Below are 16910 nucleotides of genomic sequence, written 5' to 3' on the forward strand. Positions count from 1 at the left end.
AGCCCAACCGGGACGCTGCTCCAGCGGATGCGCGGACATTGGCCGATCTGTCGCAGCAGCGGCCTTAAAACGCCTCGGGAACAGCTTCGCGTGCCATGTGATCTAGCACAGCGTTGACGAATTTCGGCTCGCGCCCCTCGGGATAGAAGCTCTTGGCGATATCCACGAATTCACTGATCACCACGCGGGGCGGGGCGGATTTCGAAACCATCTCGGCACCGGCCGCACGAAAAAGCGCCCGCAATGTCGGATCAATTCGGTCAATGGGCCATTTGGCCACCAGCGCCCGGTCGGTCATCTGGTCGATTTTGGCCTGCCGATCCACGGCAACATCCAGCAATGTGCGGAACAGATCCATATCGCCGTCGATCATGTCGGTGTCTTCATCCACCTCAGCCCCAAAACGGTGATCCAGAAACTCGGCATAGACGCCGTCCACGCCCTGATTGGAATGTTCCATCTGGAACAGCGCCTGCACAGCATATAGCCGCGCCGCAGAGCGCATCTGACGCTTCTTATTACCAGATAGGGGTGTGGCTGGTTCGGTCATGCAGTCGGGGTATCCTTGGGCGTGCCCGCGATCTTCAATTCATCAGCGTCGGGCAAAAAACCGACCCCTTTGCGCGGAGCGCCCCACTTACGGCTCAGCGCAACCAGATGCAAGGCCGCTGCGGCAGCGCCTGCCCCTTTGTTCATTTCCGCCGGATCAGCACGCACCTCAGCCTGCGCGCGATTCTCGACGGTCAGGATGCCATTGCCGATGCACAATCCCTGCAACCCTAACAGCGTGATCCCACGCGAACTGTCGTTGCAGACCGTTTCGTAATGCGTCGTCTCGCCGCGAATGACACAGCCCAACGCAACGAAACCATCGAAGTTACTCAACCGGTTGGCAATACCGATGGCGGTAGGCACTTCCAGTGCTCCGGGCACCTCGACGAGATCCCAAGTACCGCCCGATGCCTCGATTTCCGCCTTGGCGCCCGTGATAAGATTATCGGCAATATCGCGATAAAATGGTGCAACCACGATCAACAGCTTCACCGGCTTGTCAAATGTCGCAGGCGGCAGGTTGTATTCCTTCTCGGCCATTGGTTATCCCTTGCTCAGAGGATGGGTGCCAGTGATGGTGATCCCGTAGGCATCAAGACCAAGATACCTTGTATCCGGACTGTCGGTCAGCAAGACCAGTTCATGCACCCCCATCGTGGACATGATTTGGGCCCCCAGCCCGGTCTGTTTGATCGTGCGCGGACCATCATCGTCTATTTCACCGGCAAGCTTCGGTCGCGGTTGACGGAACAGGAAGATCGCGCCGCGTCCTTCATCGGCAATGATCTGCATCGCGCGCGGCAGTTTGCCACCCGGCGCGCCACCGATACCCAGTACATCCTCCAGCGCGTTCAGCGCATGTGCCCGCGCCAGAACCGGCCCGCCGGAGGTGATGTCACCCTTGACCAGCACGATATGTTCGGTGCCGCTGATCTGGTCGGTGAAGATGCGCATATCCCATGTGCCACCGATATGCGACTCAACGACTTCACGCCCGGTTTCGCGAACCAGATTGTCATGCTTGTGCCGGTAGGCGATCAAATCGCTAATCGTACCGATCTTTAACCCGTGTTTCGCACCGATTTCGATGAGGTCTGGCAACCGCGCCATGGTGCCGTCTTCTTTCATGATCTCGCAGATCACGCCCGAAGGATGCAGCCCGGCAAGGCGTGATATATCGACGGCCGCCTCGGTATGGCCTGCACGCACCAGCACCCCGCCATTGCGAGCCCGCAGAGGAAAGACGTGGCCCGGCGTCGCTATGGAACCGGCGGTGTTCTGGTCATTGATTGCCGTTGCGACGGTCAGCGCCCGATCAGCAGCGGAAATCCCGGTGCTTACGCCCTCTCTCGCCTCGATCGACACGGTGAATGCCGTCTCGTGGCGCGAGGAATTGTTGACTGCCATCATCGGCAGGCCCAGATGCTCGATCCGTTCGGCCGTCATCGGCAAGCAGATCAACCCCCGCCCGTGTATCGCCATGAAGTTGATGGCTGCAGCATCGGCGAATTCGGCCGGAATCACTAGATCGCCTTCGTTTTCGCGGTCCTCGTGATCCACGAGAATATACATGCGTCCGGCTTTTGCCTCGGCGATAATCTCTTCGGTGCTTGAGATCGCTCCGCGCAGATCGGCCTCAACCGGTCCGGGTTTCTGATATGGCGCGTTTTCTGTCATGGGGCCTCTCACATTTGCGCCTGCAAATAGCGCAGCGCGCCACTATTGACCAGAGCCGAGTGCCGCGCGGACGAGACGGGTAAAGTCATCACCGCGCTGCTCGAAATTGTCATACTGATCAAAGCTGGCAGCGGCCGGTGCCAAAAGCACTGTCTCGCCCGGTTGCGCGTCGTTGATTGCCTGCCCCACGGCAGATTCCATCGTGGTGCAGACCTCGGCCTCGACTCCGTCCAACTGCACGGCAAAACCGGCCGCCTCGCGCCCGATGACGTAGGCCTTTGCGACGCGATCCAGCGCCGGGGCAAGAGCGGATAGCCCGCCTTCCTTTTCTAACCCACCACAAATCCAACGCACCCGATCAAACGCCATCAGCGCCTTGAGCGCGCTGTCGACATTGGTGGCCTTGCTATCGTTGATATAGGTCACGCCACCCGCCTCCGCGATGACCTGACTGCGGTGTGGCAGACCCGGATAGCTGTGCAGCGCCGCCTCGATCACGCCGGGAGCCAGCCCTAGACTGCGGCATGCCGCATAAGCGGCGCATGCGTTCTGATGGTTGTGCGCACCGGGCAACCCCTTGATCTTGCGCAAATCAATGCTGCCTGCCTGACGCCCCTTGCGGTATTCGGCCAGAAACCCCTTGCGCGCAAAAACCTGCCAGCCCGGCCCTGTCAGCTTGGTCCCCGATGATACGCGGATCACCCGATCGTCGCCCGGCCCCTCGCTGAGTTGCCCGGCCAGAAACTGCCCTTCCGGCTCGTCTACGCCGATCACCGCGCGGTCGGGACCACCTTCGGCAAAGAGGCGTCGTTTGGCGGCGAAATATCCGCCCAGCCCGCCGTGACGATCCAGATGGTCGGGGGTGAGGTTGGTGAAAACCGCGATGTCGGGGGTCAGGGCGCGGGCCAGTTCGGTCTGGTAGCTGCTGAGTTCCAACACCACGACACCGCCATTTTCTGGCGGATCGATGTCCAGTACACCGCGCCCGATATTGCCCGCCAGTTGCGACGTCCTGCCTGCCTCGAGCAGGATGTGATGGATCAACGCCGAAGTGGTGGATTTGCCGTTGGAGCCGGTGACGGCAATGACACGCGGGGGGGTCTCAAACGCCTCCCAACCGCTGGTGGCGAATGAGCGAAAGAAGAGACCGATATCGTTATCGACAGGGATGCCAAGCTGTTGGGAAATCGTAATAGTCTTGTTCGGGTTGGGGTAGAGATGCGGGATTCCGGGGCTGACGATCAGGCTGGCCACGCCATCCAGCGCGCCATCGCGGCCAAGGTCGCGGACCTCGAAATCCTCGGCCTCTGCCGCCACCCGTGCCAGCGCGTTATCATCCCAGCACAGCACCTGCGCCCCGCCCGCGCGCAACGCCCTGGCGGCACTGAGGCCAGAGCGGCCAAGGCCCAGAATAGCGACCTTTTGATTTGCAAATCCCACCACCGGTATCATGCTGCGCCCCTCGTTGTGCCCTGATGTCCAGAGCTACCCGAGGCCGCAGGCGGCGTCCAGAGCGGCGCGATTTTGGCGCATCGGTATTGCGTCGGTATCGGGTCGGTATTGCGTCGGTGCCGCAGGCGGCGGTCAGGTGTCAGATGCAGGAGGCGGGGCTTGGGGTTTGAGCAGATCGTCGAGGTTGGATTGAAGTGTTTTCGTGGTGGGGTGATCCGGGTCAAGTGTGGCTGTGACGATCTTCAGCGCCTCACGGCATAGCCCCTTAGCTTCCTCAGTACGGCCCTGCGCCTGAACCACGAGCGCGAGGTTGTTGAGGTGGGTGGCATAAGCCGGATGCCCCTCGCCTATCGTGGCGCGGTCAACCTCCAGCGCCTCGCGGTACAGCCCCTCGGCTTCGGCGTAGCGGCCCTGCGCCTGAACCACGTGTGCGAGGTTATTGAGGTGGGTGGCATAGTCCGGATGCGCCTCGCCTATCGTGGCGCGGCCAACCTCCAGCGCCTCGCGGTACAGCCCCTCGGCTTCGGCGTAGCGGCCCTGCGCCTGAACCACGCCCGCGAGGTTATTGAGGCGGGTGGCATAGGCCGGATGCGCCTCGCCTATCGTGGCGCGGTCAATCTCCAGCGCCTCGCGAGATATCGGTTCCGCCTCGAAATTACGCCCCAAACGCCAAAGAACGGTTGCTTGCAAATCCAAAGCGCGGGAACGCGCAGCATCATTTGCGTCTTGGCGTGCCAGGGTGACCAAATCTTCTGCGATACGCTCGGCCTGATGATACTCCCCGGCCAGTTGAGAGAAGTGAACCGCTTTATAAAGGCTATCAAATTCCGGGTGCAGCCGTGCTGCGCGCGCATAGTGCGTGGCGGCATCGGCCCAGCGTATTTCCGCCTCGGCGATCTCTCCACGGCCATAGGCGGCGCGGGCGGCTTCGTGCACTTCCATCTCGCGGCGGGCCTCGATTTCGGCAAAGAGATCATCCGCGATGGAATAGTCGCCCTTTTCCAGCGCCGCGCGGGCGGCGTTCAGGCGATCACCACCGATGTCGTTACCGGAGCGTTCCAGCAAGGCTTCGAGTTCGGCGATGCGTTTTCTGGACTCGGCCAGCGCCGGTTCGGGATCGGCGATCTGGGATTCGAGTTCAGCGATACGGGCAAGCAGTTGTTGTTTTTCATCTTGGGATGCGCCTGTCAGTTCGGCTTCAAGCTCGGCTTTCAGCTCGCGGCGGATGCGGATGAATTCGGCGACCGTGAGGGCGGGGCCATCTTTGGCCTTTGGCGCGTTGAGGGCTTCGCGGGTTTCCTGCCCCAGTTCGACAGTTTCGGCCTTTCGAAAGAGCTTGCGAAATGGGGCGAACACGGTCTCGACAATAGCCAGACCAGCCGCGACGGCACCCAATGGAATCGCGTAATCTGACAATATGCCGAGAAGGGTTTCCAGCATTTAACACCCCAACTGAATACGGCCAAGGTATCTGATAATCCTCAAAAGGAAAGTGCCAGACGTCGGGCATCCGCTGAGGGCGGATAAGTTGCTTTTACCGCACCTTCAGCGTCGCCAGTCCGATCATCGCGAGGATCAGCGAGATGATCCAGAAGCGGATGACGATCTGCGGTTCTGCCCAGCCCTTTTTCTCGTAGTGGTGATGGATCGGGGCCATAAGGAACACCCGTTTACCGGTGCGTTTGAAGTAAAGCACCTGAATGATCACACTCAGTGCCTCGACCACAAAGAGACCACCGACGATGGCCAGCACGATCTCGTGTTTCGTGGCCACGGCAATGGCGCCCAGCGCGCCGCCCAAGGCAAGACTACCGGTGTCGCCCATGAACACCGCCGCCGGGGGGGCGTTGTACCATAAGAATCCAAGGCCGCCGCCAATCAAGCCCGCAACAAAGACCAGAATTTCGCCCGTCCCCGCCACGTAATGCACATCGAGATATTCGGTAAAGTCGACCCGCCCGACCGCATAGGCGATGATGCCCAGCGTTCCGGCAGCGATCATCACGGGCATGATTGCCAGCCCGTCCAGCCCGTCGGTCAGGTTCACCGCATTAGCGGAACCGACAATGACGATGGTGGCAAAGGGCACAAAGAGAAAGCTGAGGTTGATCAGCGTGTCCTTGAATACCGGCAGGGCCAGTTGGTTCTGCAATTCAGCCGGATGGTACATCGTCGCCCAGTAGGCCGCGATCCCCGCGATGATAAAGCCCAGACCCAGCCGCAGCTTGCCCGATACGCCAGTTACATTCTGCTTGGACACTTTGGCGTAGTCATCGGCAAATCCGATCAGGCCAAAGGAGATGGTGACAAACAGGACGAGCCAGACAAACGGATTGTCGAGCCGGGCCCAGAGCAATGTCGAGGTCAGCAAAGCACCTACGATCAGCAACCCGCCCATCGTCGGTGTGCCTGCCTTGGCGATATGCCCCTCTGGACCGTCGTCACGGATCGGCTGCCCTTTGCCCTGCCTTTTGCGCAGCACGTTGATCAGGGGCGGCCCGAAGAGAAAGCCAAAGATTAGCGCCGTTAGGAACGCGCCGCCGGTGCGGAACGTGATATACCTGAAAAGGTTGAAGACATCGCCGCCATCAGAAAGTGCGGTCAACCAGTAGAACATTCAGTCGTCCCTTGTGTGTGAGCGACTGTGCCGCCCGGTTTTGCGCAAAGCCTCGGCAATCAGGCTGACCTTGCTGCCCTTTGACCCCTTGACCAGGATCACGTCGCCCGCGTCTACCATGCTCAGCACATGGGGCACCAGTGCCTCTGCGGTATCAGACCAGCGGCCGCGTTTCACCTCTGGCAGTGCGTCGTATAGCAACCGCATACGCGGGCCGACACAGTGAATCCGCGCCACCGCATCGAGATGCGGCGACCGGGCCAATGCGCGGTGCATTTCGGCCTCGCCTGTGCCAAGTTCCAGCATATCCCCCAGAATCGCGATGCGGCGGCCTCTTGCGACGTGACCCACACCGTCATGGGGTGTGCTGGCGGCCAGCACTTCGAGCGCAGCCTCCATTGAAGTCGGATTGGCATTGAACGCGTCGTCGATCAGATCAATCGTCCAGCTGTCATCACCGGGGTCGAGCAGCACCGTATCGCGGGTGCCGCGCCCGGCAGGCGGTAGCCAACAGGCCAGATCAGGGGCAGCAACGCCCGCATCCGCGCCCAGCGCCTCGGCAGCGGCGAGCACCGCAAGGCCGTTCATCGCGAAGTGGCGACCGGCGCTGGTCAGCTTGAACGTCACCGGCGTGCCGCGCAAATCGGCCTGTACGATCGTTCTGTCATCGCTCAGCTTTGCGGAAATCAACCAATATTGATCGCTTGTCTCACCGAAAGTGACCGTCTTGGCCCCTTGTGCGGCGGCGGCGGTCAGCAACAGGTGCGACGTGTCCAGATCGGCATTGATGATGGCGGTGCCGCCGGGTTCCAGCCCGTCGAAAACCGCTGCCTTTTCAACCGCGATCCCGTCGATGTTCTCAAACGCTTCCAGATGTGCGGCGGCGACGGTCGTGATGAGCGCGACATGCGGGCGCGCCAGACGGCTGAGGGGTGCGATTTCGCCGGGGTGATTCATACCGATCTCGATCACGGCGAATTCAGTGTCGGCGGGCATCCGCGCCAGTGTCAGCGGTACGCCCCACTGGTTGTTGTAGCTGGCTTCGGCGGCGTGGGTGCGGCCCTGCCTGCCCAGCACCTCGCGCAGCATTTCCTTGGTGGACGTCTTGCCAACAGACCCGGTCACGGCCACCACGCGCGCGGTGCTGCGCGCGCGGGCAGCGATGCCCAATGACTCCAGCCCCTTCAGCACGTCATCGACGATCAGCAGCGGCGCATCTGCCGCCACTCCGTCGGGTATGTGGCTGACCAAGGCAGCAGCAGCGCCTTGCTCCAACGCCTGAGCGACGAAATCATGGCCGTCGCGGGCGGCCTGAAGCGCCACAAAGAGATCGCCGGCCACCAACGTGCGTGTGTCGATCGAGACGCCTCTTGCCTGCCAATCCCCCACAGCCCGCCCGCCGGTCGCTGCGGCGGCCTCGCTGGCGGTCCACAGGCTGCTCATGCGATGCCCCCGTCCAGCGCCGACACGGCAACGCTGGCCTGTTCGGCATCATCAAAGGGCAACACGTCGTCGCCCACGGTCTGGCCTGTCTCATGTCCCTTGCCCAGCACCAGCAGCGCATCGCCGGGCCCAAGCGCGTCAACGCCCCGCAGTATCGCCTCGGCGCGGTCGCCGACTTCGGTCGCGTCCGGACATCCCTGCATGACGGCCGCGCGGATCGTGGCGGGGTCTTCGCTGCGCGGGTTGTCGTCGGTGACGATGACCAGATCAGCCGTTTCCGCCGCCGCAGCCCCCATCAGCGGACGTTTCGCAGTGTCGCGATCACCGCCCGCGCCGACGATGGCGATCAGGCGGCCCATGACATGGGGGCGCAACGCACGAATGGCCGTTTCGACCGCACCGGGTGTGTGGGCATAGTCGACAAAAACCGCCGCGCCGCTTTCGCGGGTGGCAGCCAACTGCATGCGTCCACGCACGGTGCGCATGTGCGGCAATGTCTCGAACACGCGCTTGGGGTCGGCCCCTGCAGCGATCACCAATCCAGCCGCCATCAACACGTTTTCCGCCTGAAACCCGCCGATCAACTGCATCGTGCATTGCTGCTGCTGCCCATTCCAGGCAAAGCGCATGGTCTGGCCCGTCGCCTCGAACCGCTGGGCCTGCAAACACAGGTCTGCTGCCTCGTTGCGGCCAACAGTGATCACTTCCTGACCGCGATCATGCGCGATGAGCGCCATGTCCGACCCGCGCGGGTCGTCAATGTTGATCACGGCGATGCCATCCTCGGGCAATACCCGGTCAAAAAGCCCCGCCTTGGCGTTAAAATAGGCCCCGAAATCGGCGTGATAGTCCAGATGGTCCTGCGTGAAATTGGTGAACCCGGCAGCCGCCAGCCGAACACCGTCCAACCGGCGCTGTTCCAGCCCGTGACTGGAGGCTTCCATCGCCGCGTGGTCTACGCCGGCGCGGGCGGCTTCTGCCAGTACTCGGTGCAGGGTGATCGGCTCTGGCGTGGTGTGCGCCAGTGGTGCGGTATAATCACCCTCAACGCCGGTGGTGCCCAGATTGATCGCCGCATGGCCCAGCTCAGACCAGATCTGACGGGTGAAGCTGGCCACGGATGTTTTACCGTTGGTGCCGGTCACGGCCACCATCACCTCGGGCTGAAGCCCAAACCACAAGGCAGCGGCATAGGCCAGCGTTTGGCGCGGATCCTGTGCGATGACCAATGCTGCATCGCTGGCCGCCAGTTCATCGGCGGCGATGCGCGCGCCCTCGGCATCAGTCAGAACCGCAGACGCCCCCTGCCGCAACGCATATTGGATAAATTCGCCACCATGCACCCGTGTGCCAGGCAATGCGGCAAAAAGCGTGCCGTCACGAACCTGTCGGCTGTCGACGGCCAGACCGGTGATGCGCACCTGCGCTCCGGCGCCGGTGCCACCCTGAGCGGTCAGCCCCAGTTCCGCCAGTGATTTATCTTGTCCTGCCGACATCTGCCCGCCACCTCAGGTCTAATTCGATGTCAGCGTTATACCAGTCAGCGGCGCGGGTTCAATCGTGGGCCGAAGGCCCAGCAGCGGCGCTACGCGCGTGATGATTTCGGCGGCCACCGGCACAGCGGTCCAGCCCGCAGTGCGGCGCGGCTTGCTGCCAGACGTCTCTACCGGCTCGTCCAGCGTGACGATCAGCACATAGCGCGGGTCGTGCGCCGGAAAGATCGAGGCAAAGGTCGCGATAACCTTGTCCTCATAATACCCGCCGCGCGGTCGGGGCTTGTCCGCCGTGCCAGTCTTGCCGCCGACGGCATAGCCGGGCACTTCGCCAAGGCTGGCTGTACCAGACGGCGATGCCACAACGTTGCGCAGCATACGGCGCGCGGCGGCAGCGGTATTTTCTGACATCACCCGCGTCCCCGCCTGTGGTGCGTCGCGACGGATCAGCGTCGGCTGAATCATGCGCCCACCATTGGCGATGGCCGCATATCCTGCCGCCAGATGCAGCGGACTGGAGGACAACCCGTGCCCATAGGAGATGGTGACTGTGGATAGGTCTGTCCAACGCTGTGGCAATAGCGGTTTGCCGCCTCCGGCCTCGATGATTTCCAGCGGGGTGGGTTCAAAGAAACCCAGAGATTTCAGAAACTCCTGCTGTCGCTTTGGCCCGATCTGAAGCGCAATGCGACCGGTCCCCCGGTTCGAGCTTTTGACGATGACATCGGACGCGCTGAGTTTGCCATAATTCTTGTTGTTGAATTCCCCGATGGGAAAGCCACCGACCCTCATCGGGCCTGCGGTGTCGATAATGGTGTTTTCGTTGACCAGCCCCAGTTCGAGAGCCTGCGCCACGGCAAAAATCTTGAACGTCGATCCCAGCTCGTAGACGCCCTGCACCGCGCGGTTAAAGAGCGGGCTGTCGCCTGCATCGCCCTTGGTCAGAGGACGGGGGCGGTCGTTGGGATCAAAATCAGGCAGCGAGGCAATGGCGATGACTTCGCCGGTATGCGCATCCATCAGCACCGCTGCGGCACCTTTGGCGTTCATTATGCTCATGCCGCCATAAAGCACACGTTCTGTTGCCGCCTGTACGGTCAGGTCGAGTGACAGTTCCAGAGGGCGACCCCCATAAGCCGGATCGCGCAGACGTTCATCGAAAAACTTTTCGATCCCGGCGACGCCGATCACCTCGGCGGCATGTACGCCCTCGCGGCCAAAACCCGCGCCGCCCAGCACATGCGCGGCCAGATTTCCATTGGGGTATAGCCGCATTTCACGCGGGCCAAACAGCAAACCCGGTTCACCAATATCATGCACAAGCTGCTGCTGTTCGGGGCTGATTTTTTTCTTTATCCACAGGAATTTACGTTTCCCTGTAAAGTCCTTTAGCAGACGCGCCTGATCCAGATCGGGAAAGATTTCGACCAGCTTTTGCGCGGCGCGCTCTGGCTCGATCATCTGTTGTGGCTGGGCATATAGGCTGTGCGTGTCAAAATTGGTCGCAAGGATACGCCCATGGCGGTCCACGATGTCAGCCCGCTGCGCCAGAATGTCGATGCCTGCGGCGCTGGCGCGCGGCTCGGACGGCTCTGACTGGGCCAAAAGGCCCATACGCCCGCCAATCAAGGCAAAGGCGCAGAAGAACATTGCCCCCAGCATCAGCAATCTGCTTTCGGCACGGCGGCGCGATCGGTCCCGCATCTGTTCGTGACGCAGGCGGATATTCTCGCGCTCGATGGCGTCGGGGTTTTCACCCTTGTCACGGGCGGACAGAATACGGGCGAGCGGGCGAAGCGGGGTGCGGATCATTGGATCTGCTCCTGATCGGAAACGTCGATTGACTTGTCAAAAACCAACGGCAGTTCAGCCGGCGGAAACGCCACCTGATCAATCCGCCCGAACTGGTAGGGCTGCAACGGCATCAGGCCGAGCCGCTCGAAATTTATATCGGCAAGTTCGCGCAGACGGCTGGGACGGTTGAGATAGGCCCATTCAGCGTTGAGCACGCGCAAGCGTTGCCGGGCTATCGCAATCTGGTCTTCCAGTGCTTCGGCCTGTGCATGGGCGTCCTGAGTGCGATAGTTTTCATGGTAGGCCCAATAGGCCAGACCGATCACCGCCATAGCACTGAGAACATAGAACAAACTGCGCATCAGTAGTCCCCTTTCAGCAGCGGCATACCCAGCGCCTTGCGGTCGGTGACACCCGGTGGCGCATCGGTGCGCATTCCCACCCGCAGCCGGGCCGAACGCGCGCGCGGGTTACTGGCCAATTCAGCCTCGTCTGCGGAGATGGCCTTGCGACTGGCTTGGATGAATTGCGGTGCGAAACTCTCTAGCTCGGGCGCGTGACGACTGCCGCCGCCGCCGCCTGCGCGCGACTGAAAGAACCGTTTGACCATGCGATCCTCGATCGAATGAAAGGTGACGACTGCCAGATGCCCGCCGGGGCGCAAGACACGCTCGGCGGCTTCCAGCCCTCCGATCAGCTCGCCATACTCATCGTTTACCGCGATGCGGATCGCCTGAAAGCTGCGCGTCGCCGGATGCGCCTGTCCCGGTTTGGCACGCGGCAAGCATCCCTCGATGATCTCGGCCAGTTGCAATGTGCTGACGATCGGCACCTCGGCGCGCTTGCGCACAATGGCACGGGCGATGCGGCGGCTGGCGCGTTCCTCGCCGTAGAGAAAGAGGATATCGGCCAATTCGCCCTCGTCCACGGAATTGACCAGATCAGCCGCCGTCAGGCCAGACTGGCTCATTCGCATATCGAGCGGCCCGTCGCGCATGAACGAAAACCCGCGCCGCGCCTGATCAAGCTGCATGGACGACACGCCCAGATCCAGCACGACCCCATCGGCGGCGTCCGCGACCTGATCCATCTGCGAAAACTGCGCCTGAACAACCGTCATCCGCGCGCCGTAAGCGTCCGCCCATTCGGCGGCCATCTCGATTGCCATCGGATCGCGGTCCACCCCCGTTACCTGATCGGCACCCGCGTCCAGCAGGGCACGCGCATAGCCCCCCGCCCCCAGCGTGCCGTCGATCCAATGTCCGGCTATTGGTGCGCAGGCGGCGATCAGCGGGGTGATGAGAACCGGAACGTGGGGGCTGTTTGCGGCGTCGCTCCCCATCGGTCAGCCCTCTGACGGCAGGGGGATGAGTGTCAGCGGATCGAAATCGTCCGGCTGATCGTCCAGCCATTCCTCGGTCTCTGCCGCCTCGACCACATCATAGGTCTGCGCATTCCATATCTCGAAGTATTCGCCCATAGCGGCCATGACAGCCTCGCCTTCCAGGCCGATCTGTTGACGCAGACGCTGCGGCAGTACGATCCGCCCGTCCTTGTCCACTTCGGTGCTCCACGATTTGCCCAAGATCATGCGGCTGGCGCGCTTGCGCTCGACCGAGCCGCGCGGCAGTTTGCGGATACCGGCCTCGATTTCAGCCATGGCATCTATGGTATAGGCGTGAAGGCAATTTTTCAGGTGCGGGCCATGCAGTACCACCAAACGGGGCAGCGCGGCCTCGGGGCATTTTGGGTCGCCATCCGCCAGCACAGCGCGAAAATCGGCAGGGATCGACATCCGACCCTTACCGTCAACCTTCTGGTTGAACTCGCCTCTGAAGCTGAGAACCACTGTCCCGTTCGCCTCTCTCCCCCCGTTAATGACCCCTTAAACACGAAACGACGGGTTGATCTGCTGCCACTGATCAACCCGCCGCCCTCGTCCCGCTCTAGCGGGGTGTCCGACTGCGCGCGCCACCTGGGGGGATGTCTGCTCGCTCGCGCGCCGGATCTCTTCGTCATGATGAAGCGGAAGTGCCTGTATGAAACCTGACTTGGGTTGTTTTATTCGGGGTCGTTTGGTGCCCCTTGTTCCCGTCCTCATCGTGTAAACATGATTGCCATGGTACTTCATGGAAATCAATGGAAAACTTACCCAAAACCTACTGGATATTGTTTTGGAAGGTTCAGAAAAACAAGATGCTGTGGGGCGCGGAAACCGGATTTACGCAGAACCTAGCGCAATCAAGACGCAAAAACACAAGATGTAGTGATCGACGAAAGCCCCAAAAACCTGCCAGATTTTCCCGAATTTTTCGATCTTTTTTGCATTTTGGCGCCCGATGATGGTTCCGCGCGCGCCTCTATGCGCAGAAAATCACACGATCTACCACCGCAATCCCGCTGTGAATCGCCCCGAATCGGACGAGTCGCGACACGACAGCCTGCTGTGAAGGCTTGGATCCCCTTCTCAGCCACGCCATTCCCATGATTTCCCGAAAATGAATGGAAAAGGGCCCCGGCGACGCGCGCCGAGGCCCCTACCCGCCCTGATCCGGCAGAATCAGGCGTTAACGTCGACGACCACGCGGCCTTTGACCTGACCTTTGAGGATATCTCGGCCCAGTCCGGGCAACTCGCTCAGCGTTGCGGGTTGGACCATCGCCTCCAGCTTGTCCATCGGCAGATCGCTGGCAATCCGCTTCCACGCGCGCAACCGGTTGTCATAGGGCTGCATGACACTGTCGATCCCCAGCAGATTTACACCGCGCAGCAGGAACGGAATCACCGTGCCCGGCAGGTCAGCCCCACCGGCAAGGCCGACAGCCGCGACAGAAGCGCCGTATTTCATCTGCCCCAGCAAACGCGCCAACATGGCGCTGCCGACCGCATCAACACACCCACCCCAGGTTTCGGCCTCCAGCGGACGTTTAACCGTTTCGTTGATCTCGTCGCGCGCGACGATCTGCGTCGCACCCAACCCCCGGAGGTAATCACCGGTTTCGGGGCGTCCGGTGACGGCGGCCACCTCATGGCCCAGCCCCGCCAGAATGGCGGTTGCGACCGAACCAACACCGCCTGCAGCCCCGGTGACCAACACCGGACCATCCTTGATTCCGTGATCCTCCAGCGCCATGACAGCCAGCATCGCGGTAAACCCTGCCGTGCCCACCGCCATCGCCTGACGCGCATCAATCCCGTCGGGCAATGGTACCAGCCAATCGGCCTTGACCCGCGCCTTTTGCGAATACCCGCCCCAATGAGCCTCTCCCACGCGCCAGCCGGTTAGCACAACCTTGTCGCCGGGCTGATACCGGTCATCCGAGGACGTCTCGACCGTGCCGGAGAAATCAATACCGGGCACATGCGGATATTTGCGTACCAGCCCGCCGCCCGGCCCGATGCACAGCCCGTCCTTGTAGTTCACAGTCGAGTATTCGACCGCGACAGTCACCTCTCCGTCTGGCAGCGCGTCTTCGGAAATCTGCTGCACGGCGGCGCTCGTCTTGCCGGTCTCTTCGTTCTTTTCAACAACCAATGCGTTGAACATGCCGTTCTCCTCTTTCAGTGTCTTTCAATGTTCCAAAAATATCCGATGCGGCACGCGCACCCGCGGCGCTCAGGCCCAGAACGTTTCGCGGACCCGTGCCGCGCGATCCGCGCCCAGTACATCGACGCGCAATTCGGCCCCTGCGTCCCAATGGGTCATCCGCACCATTCCGATGGCCACGTTGGTGTCAAAATCGGGCGACCACGCCGCCGAGGTGATCTGCCCTACGCGCACATCGCCTGCATATAGCGGCCAGGGTCGGTCGCAACCGGGCACCGCATCGCCTGCAATCTCGATGGCACGGATTTGTTGTACCGGGCCTTCCTTGGCCACACGCAGCAGCGCATCACGGCCGATGCATCCAATCGCCGTATGGGTGTTACAGAACCGCCCCAGCCCGCATTCATGTGGGGTGTTGGCCATCGTCATGTCGTTGCCATAGCTCAACAGGCCACTTTCGATCCGCTCGATCAGGTTCGGGCACCCGGCCCGCACATTCAGGTCACGCCCGGCCTCAAACAGCGCGTCCCACAACGGCATACCGATATCGCCGCCCTCGACATAGATCTCGAATCCGCCCTGTTTGGAGTAGCCCGAGCGCGCCACCACCATGCTGCGACCCTGAAAATCAAACATCCCGTAGCGAAAGAACCGCACGTCGCGCACGGCATCGCCAAAAACGCGGGCCATCAGGTCATCCGCCTTGGGTCCCTGTACACCCAGCGGCGACACGTCGGGTTCATCCACCAGCACATCGAGGCGATAGCCGTTTGCGATCCCCTTGACCCAGAGCAGCAGGTCACTGTCGGCGATCGAAATCCACCAGCGGTCCTCGGACAGCTTGACCGCCACCGGATCGTTCAGCATGCCGCCGGTTTCATCCACGATGGGCACGTAGTAGCACTGCCCGGCAGTCATCCCGCGCAGGTCGCGCGGCGTCAGCATCTGCATCAGTCGCGCGGCGTCCGGGCCGCGCAATTCCACTTGTCGCTCGCAAGAGACATCCCAGACCTGCACATGCTCTTTCAAGTGGCGATAATCGGCTTGAACGCTCTCGAACACAGTCGGCAGCAGCATGCGATTGTAAACCGTATAGGCTTTGACCCCTTCGGCCTCGACACCGGCGGCAAGGGGGTACGCCGCAACCGGCGTGAGGGGGACAGGAGTGGTGTGATCAAAATCCGATATCCTCTGGCATGACGAACAGATCCGTATCGCCGGGGCCCGCGCCCGCAGCGGTGAGCATGGCGTGTATCTGCCCGCGGTGGTGGGTTTGGTGGTTAAAGAAATGCGCGATGCACATCGCATAGGGTCGGGACACATCACGCCCCAATGCGCCGGAATGCCAGCTGAGTTCCCCCTCCAGATCGTCGGTATCCAACCGGTCGGCCCAACCGAGTATCCGGCGGTCGGCGCGCGTGCGTGTGGATTTGAACGCAGTCCAGTCAGGGTGCAGCGCGGCACTGCCCGGAATACCGCCCACGGGTGCATCCCAGCCATCGAAGCGCGACATCCAGATCGTATCCGCCCAGAGCAGATGGCTGAATGTTCCCATGATCGACCCAAAGAATGCGCCACGATCCGCAACGCGTGCGCCCTCATTCAGCTGATCCGCCGCTGTCACAAGCGACGCGTTCTGCCACATATTGTAGCGCGCCATCATTGCGCAGAACGAGGGCGAGACAATCATTTGCCCGGGCCGCTCCAGTCGATCGGGCAGATCTCTGCTGATTTTCCGCCGAAGTCCCAGATGCGGCCATAATCGCGCACCCGGCTTTTCTTGCCTTTGGCAGCGATGATGTCGGGGCCCATCCAGTATTGCGAATTCGTGATCGTGACCGGCTGATCGGGGTTGGCGCCGTCGATCATTTCAATTTCGCCCTGAATCTTGCGGCCAATGCGGATGCTGCGGGTCTTGCCTTCGCGGACGATCTCGACCGGTTCACGCTGGACCCCGATGATTTCGGACACCAGCATGGTAAAGAGGCCGGTTGTCCCGCCTGCCGCGCCGGAAAAAATCTGGCAAATACCGTCAAATGCCGCGTCGCTGGCACGATCATCGACATACAGCGCGACCTTCCAGTTTCCTTCGCCCATGCGACCGGGAATATCGGCCAGAATACCCACGTTCAGCCCCGACAGATCGGCACCGTCGTATTCGCCCTGATCGATGGCAATCGCCATCCATGCGTGACAATGCCCCTCGGTGGGAGGGTGCGCCCCAAGGCTGACGACGCAAGGGCAGAACACATCGCACGAGCAGTTCAGAAACAATTCGCCTTTGATGGCCCATTCGGGCAAAGGCGCGTTGTCGGGTTTCGGGTTTGCTGACATT

The 16910-nt window shown here is 61.6% G+C and carries 15 protein-coding genes and 1 pseudogene; all 16 read right to left on the minus strand.

Features of this window, described 5'->3' with window-relative positions; all coding sequences use genetic code 11:
* Positions 1 to 64 precede the first annotated feature (64 nt).
* Entirely contained in the window at positions 65 to 550 is a 486-nt protein-coding gene (gene nusB / locus N7U68_RS05895; RefSeq protein WP_263048548.1) for a transcription antitermination factor NusB, read from the minus strand.
* A complete protein-coding gene (locus N7U68_RS05900) occupies positions 547 to 1092 on the minus strand; it encodes a 6,7-dimethyl-8-ribityllumazine synthase (RefSeq protein ID WP_165197332.1) in 546 nt (181 codons plus the stop codon). Before N7U68_RS05900 ends, nusB begins: the two co-directional genes overlap by 4 nt.
* A 3-nt stretch (positions 1093 to 1095) precedes the next feature.
* Positions 1096 to 2229, minus strand: a complete 1134-nt coding sequence (ribB, locus tag N7U68_RS05905) for a 3,4-dihydroxy-2-butanone-4-phosphate synthase (protein ID WP_263048549.1) — start codon at positions 2227 to 2229, stop codon at positions 1096 to 1098.
* A 42-nt stretch (positions 2230 to 2271) separates the two neighbouring features.
* Positions 2272 to 3681, minus strand: a complete 1410-nt coding sequence (gene murD, locus N7U68_RS05910) for a UDP-N-acetylmuramoyl-L-alanine--D-glutamate ligase (RefSeq protein ID WP_263048550.1) — start codon at positions 3679 to 3681, stop codon at positions 2272 to 2274.
* A 132-nt stretch (positions 3682 to 3813) separates the two neighbouring features.
* Entirely contained in the window at positions 3814 to 5121 is a 1308-nt protein-coding gene (locus N7U68_RS05915) for a tetratricopeptide repeat protein (protein ID WP_263048551.1), read from the minus strand.
* Positions 5122 to 5215: 94 nt separating this feature from the next.
* Entirely contained in the window at positions 5216 to 6298 is a 1083-nt protein-coding gene (gene mraY / locus N7U68_RS05920; RefSeq protein ID WP_165197329.1) for a phospho-N-acetylmuramoyl-pentapeptide-transferase, read from the minus strand.
* Entirely contained in the window at positions 6299 to 7741 is a 1443-nt protein-coding gene (locus N7U68_RS05925; protein WP_263048552.1) for a UDP-N-acetylmuramoyl-tripeptide--D-alanyl-D-alanine ligase, read from the minus strand.
* Positions 7738 to 9237 (minus strand): UDP-N-acetylmuramoyl-L-alanyl-D-glutamate--2,6-diaminopimelate ligase, encoded by a 1500-nt coding sequence (locus tag N7U68_RS05930; RefSeq protein ID WP_165197327.1) that lies wholly within the window; start codon positions 9235 to 9237, stop codon positions 7738 to 7740. The genes N7U68_RS05925 and N7U68_RS05930 overlap by 4 nt, the downstream gene beginning before the upstream one ends.
* Positions 9238 to 9255: 18 nt before the next feature.
* Entirely contained in the window at positions 9256 to 11046 is a 1791-nt protein-coding gene (locus N7U68_RS05935; RefSeq protein ID WP_165197326.1) for a peptidoglycan D,D-transpeptidase FtsI family protein, read from the minus strand.
* Positions 11043 to 11390 (minus strand): cell division protein FtsL, encoded by a 348-nt coding sequence (ftsL, locus tag N7U68_RS05940; protein ID WP_206295711.1) that lies wholly within the window; start codon positions 11388 to 11390, stop codon positions 11043 to 11045. Before ftsL ends, N7U68_RS05935 begins: the two co-directional genes overlap by 4 nt.
* Positions 11390 to 12370 carry a 16S rRNA (cytosine(1402)-N(4))-methyltransferase RsmH gene (rsmH, locus tag N7U68_RS05945; RefSeq protein WP_263048553.1) on the minus strand — a complete coding sequence of 327 codons (981 nt, stop codon included), beginning with the start codon at positions 12368 to 12370 and terminating at the stop codon, positions 11390 to 11392. Before rsmH ends, ftsL begins: the two co-directional genes overlap by 1 nt.
* A 3-nt stretch (positions 12371 to 12373) precedes the next feature.
* Positions 12374 to 12877 (minus strand): division/cell wall cluster transcriptional repressor MraZ, encoded by a 504-nt coding sequence (locus N7U68_RS05950; protein ID WP_165197322.1) that lies wholly within the window; start codon positions 12875 to 12877, stop codon positions 12374 to 12376.
* 711 nt (positions 12878 to 13588) lie between these two features.
* Positions 13589 to 14575 (minus strand): acryloyl-CoA reductase, encoded by a 987-nt coding sequence (acuI, locus tag N7U68_RS05955; RefSeq protein ID WP_263048554.1) that lies wholly within the window; start codon positions 14573 to 14575, stop codon positions 13589 to 13591.
* A 69-nt stretch (positions 14576 to 14644) separates the two neighbouring features.
* Positions 14645 to 15753, minus strand: a pseudogene (locus tag N7U68_RS05960) (dimethylsulfoniopropionate demethylase).
* Positions 15750 to 16265 (minus strand): DinB family protein, encoded by a 516-nt coding sequence (locus N7U68_RS05965; protein ID WP_263048555.1) that lies wholly within the window; start codon positions 16263 to 16265, stop codon positions 15750 to 15752. The pseudogene N7U68_RS05960 and the gene N7U68_RS05965 overlap by 4 nt, the downstream one beginning before the upstream one ends.
* Positions 16262 to 16909: a DUF1326 domain-containing protein gene (locus tag N7U68_RS05970; protein ID WP_165197316.1), complete on the minus strand. Its 648-nt coding sequence runs from the start codon at positions 16907 to 16909 to the stop codon at positions 16262 to 16264. The genes N7U68_RS05965 and N7U68_RS05970 overlap by 4 nt, the downstream gene beginning before the upstream one ends.
* Position 16910 lies beyond the last annotated feature (1 nt).

Origin of the sequence: Roseovarius pelagicus, assembly GCF_025639885.1 — a bacterium.
Classification (GTDB): domain Bacteria; phylum Pseudomonadota; class Alphaproteobacteria; order Rhodobacterales; family Rhodobacteraceae; genus Roseovarius; species Roseovarius pelagicus.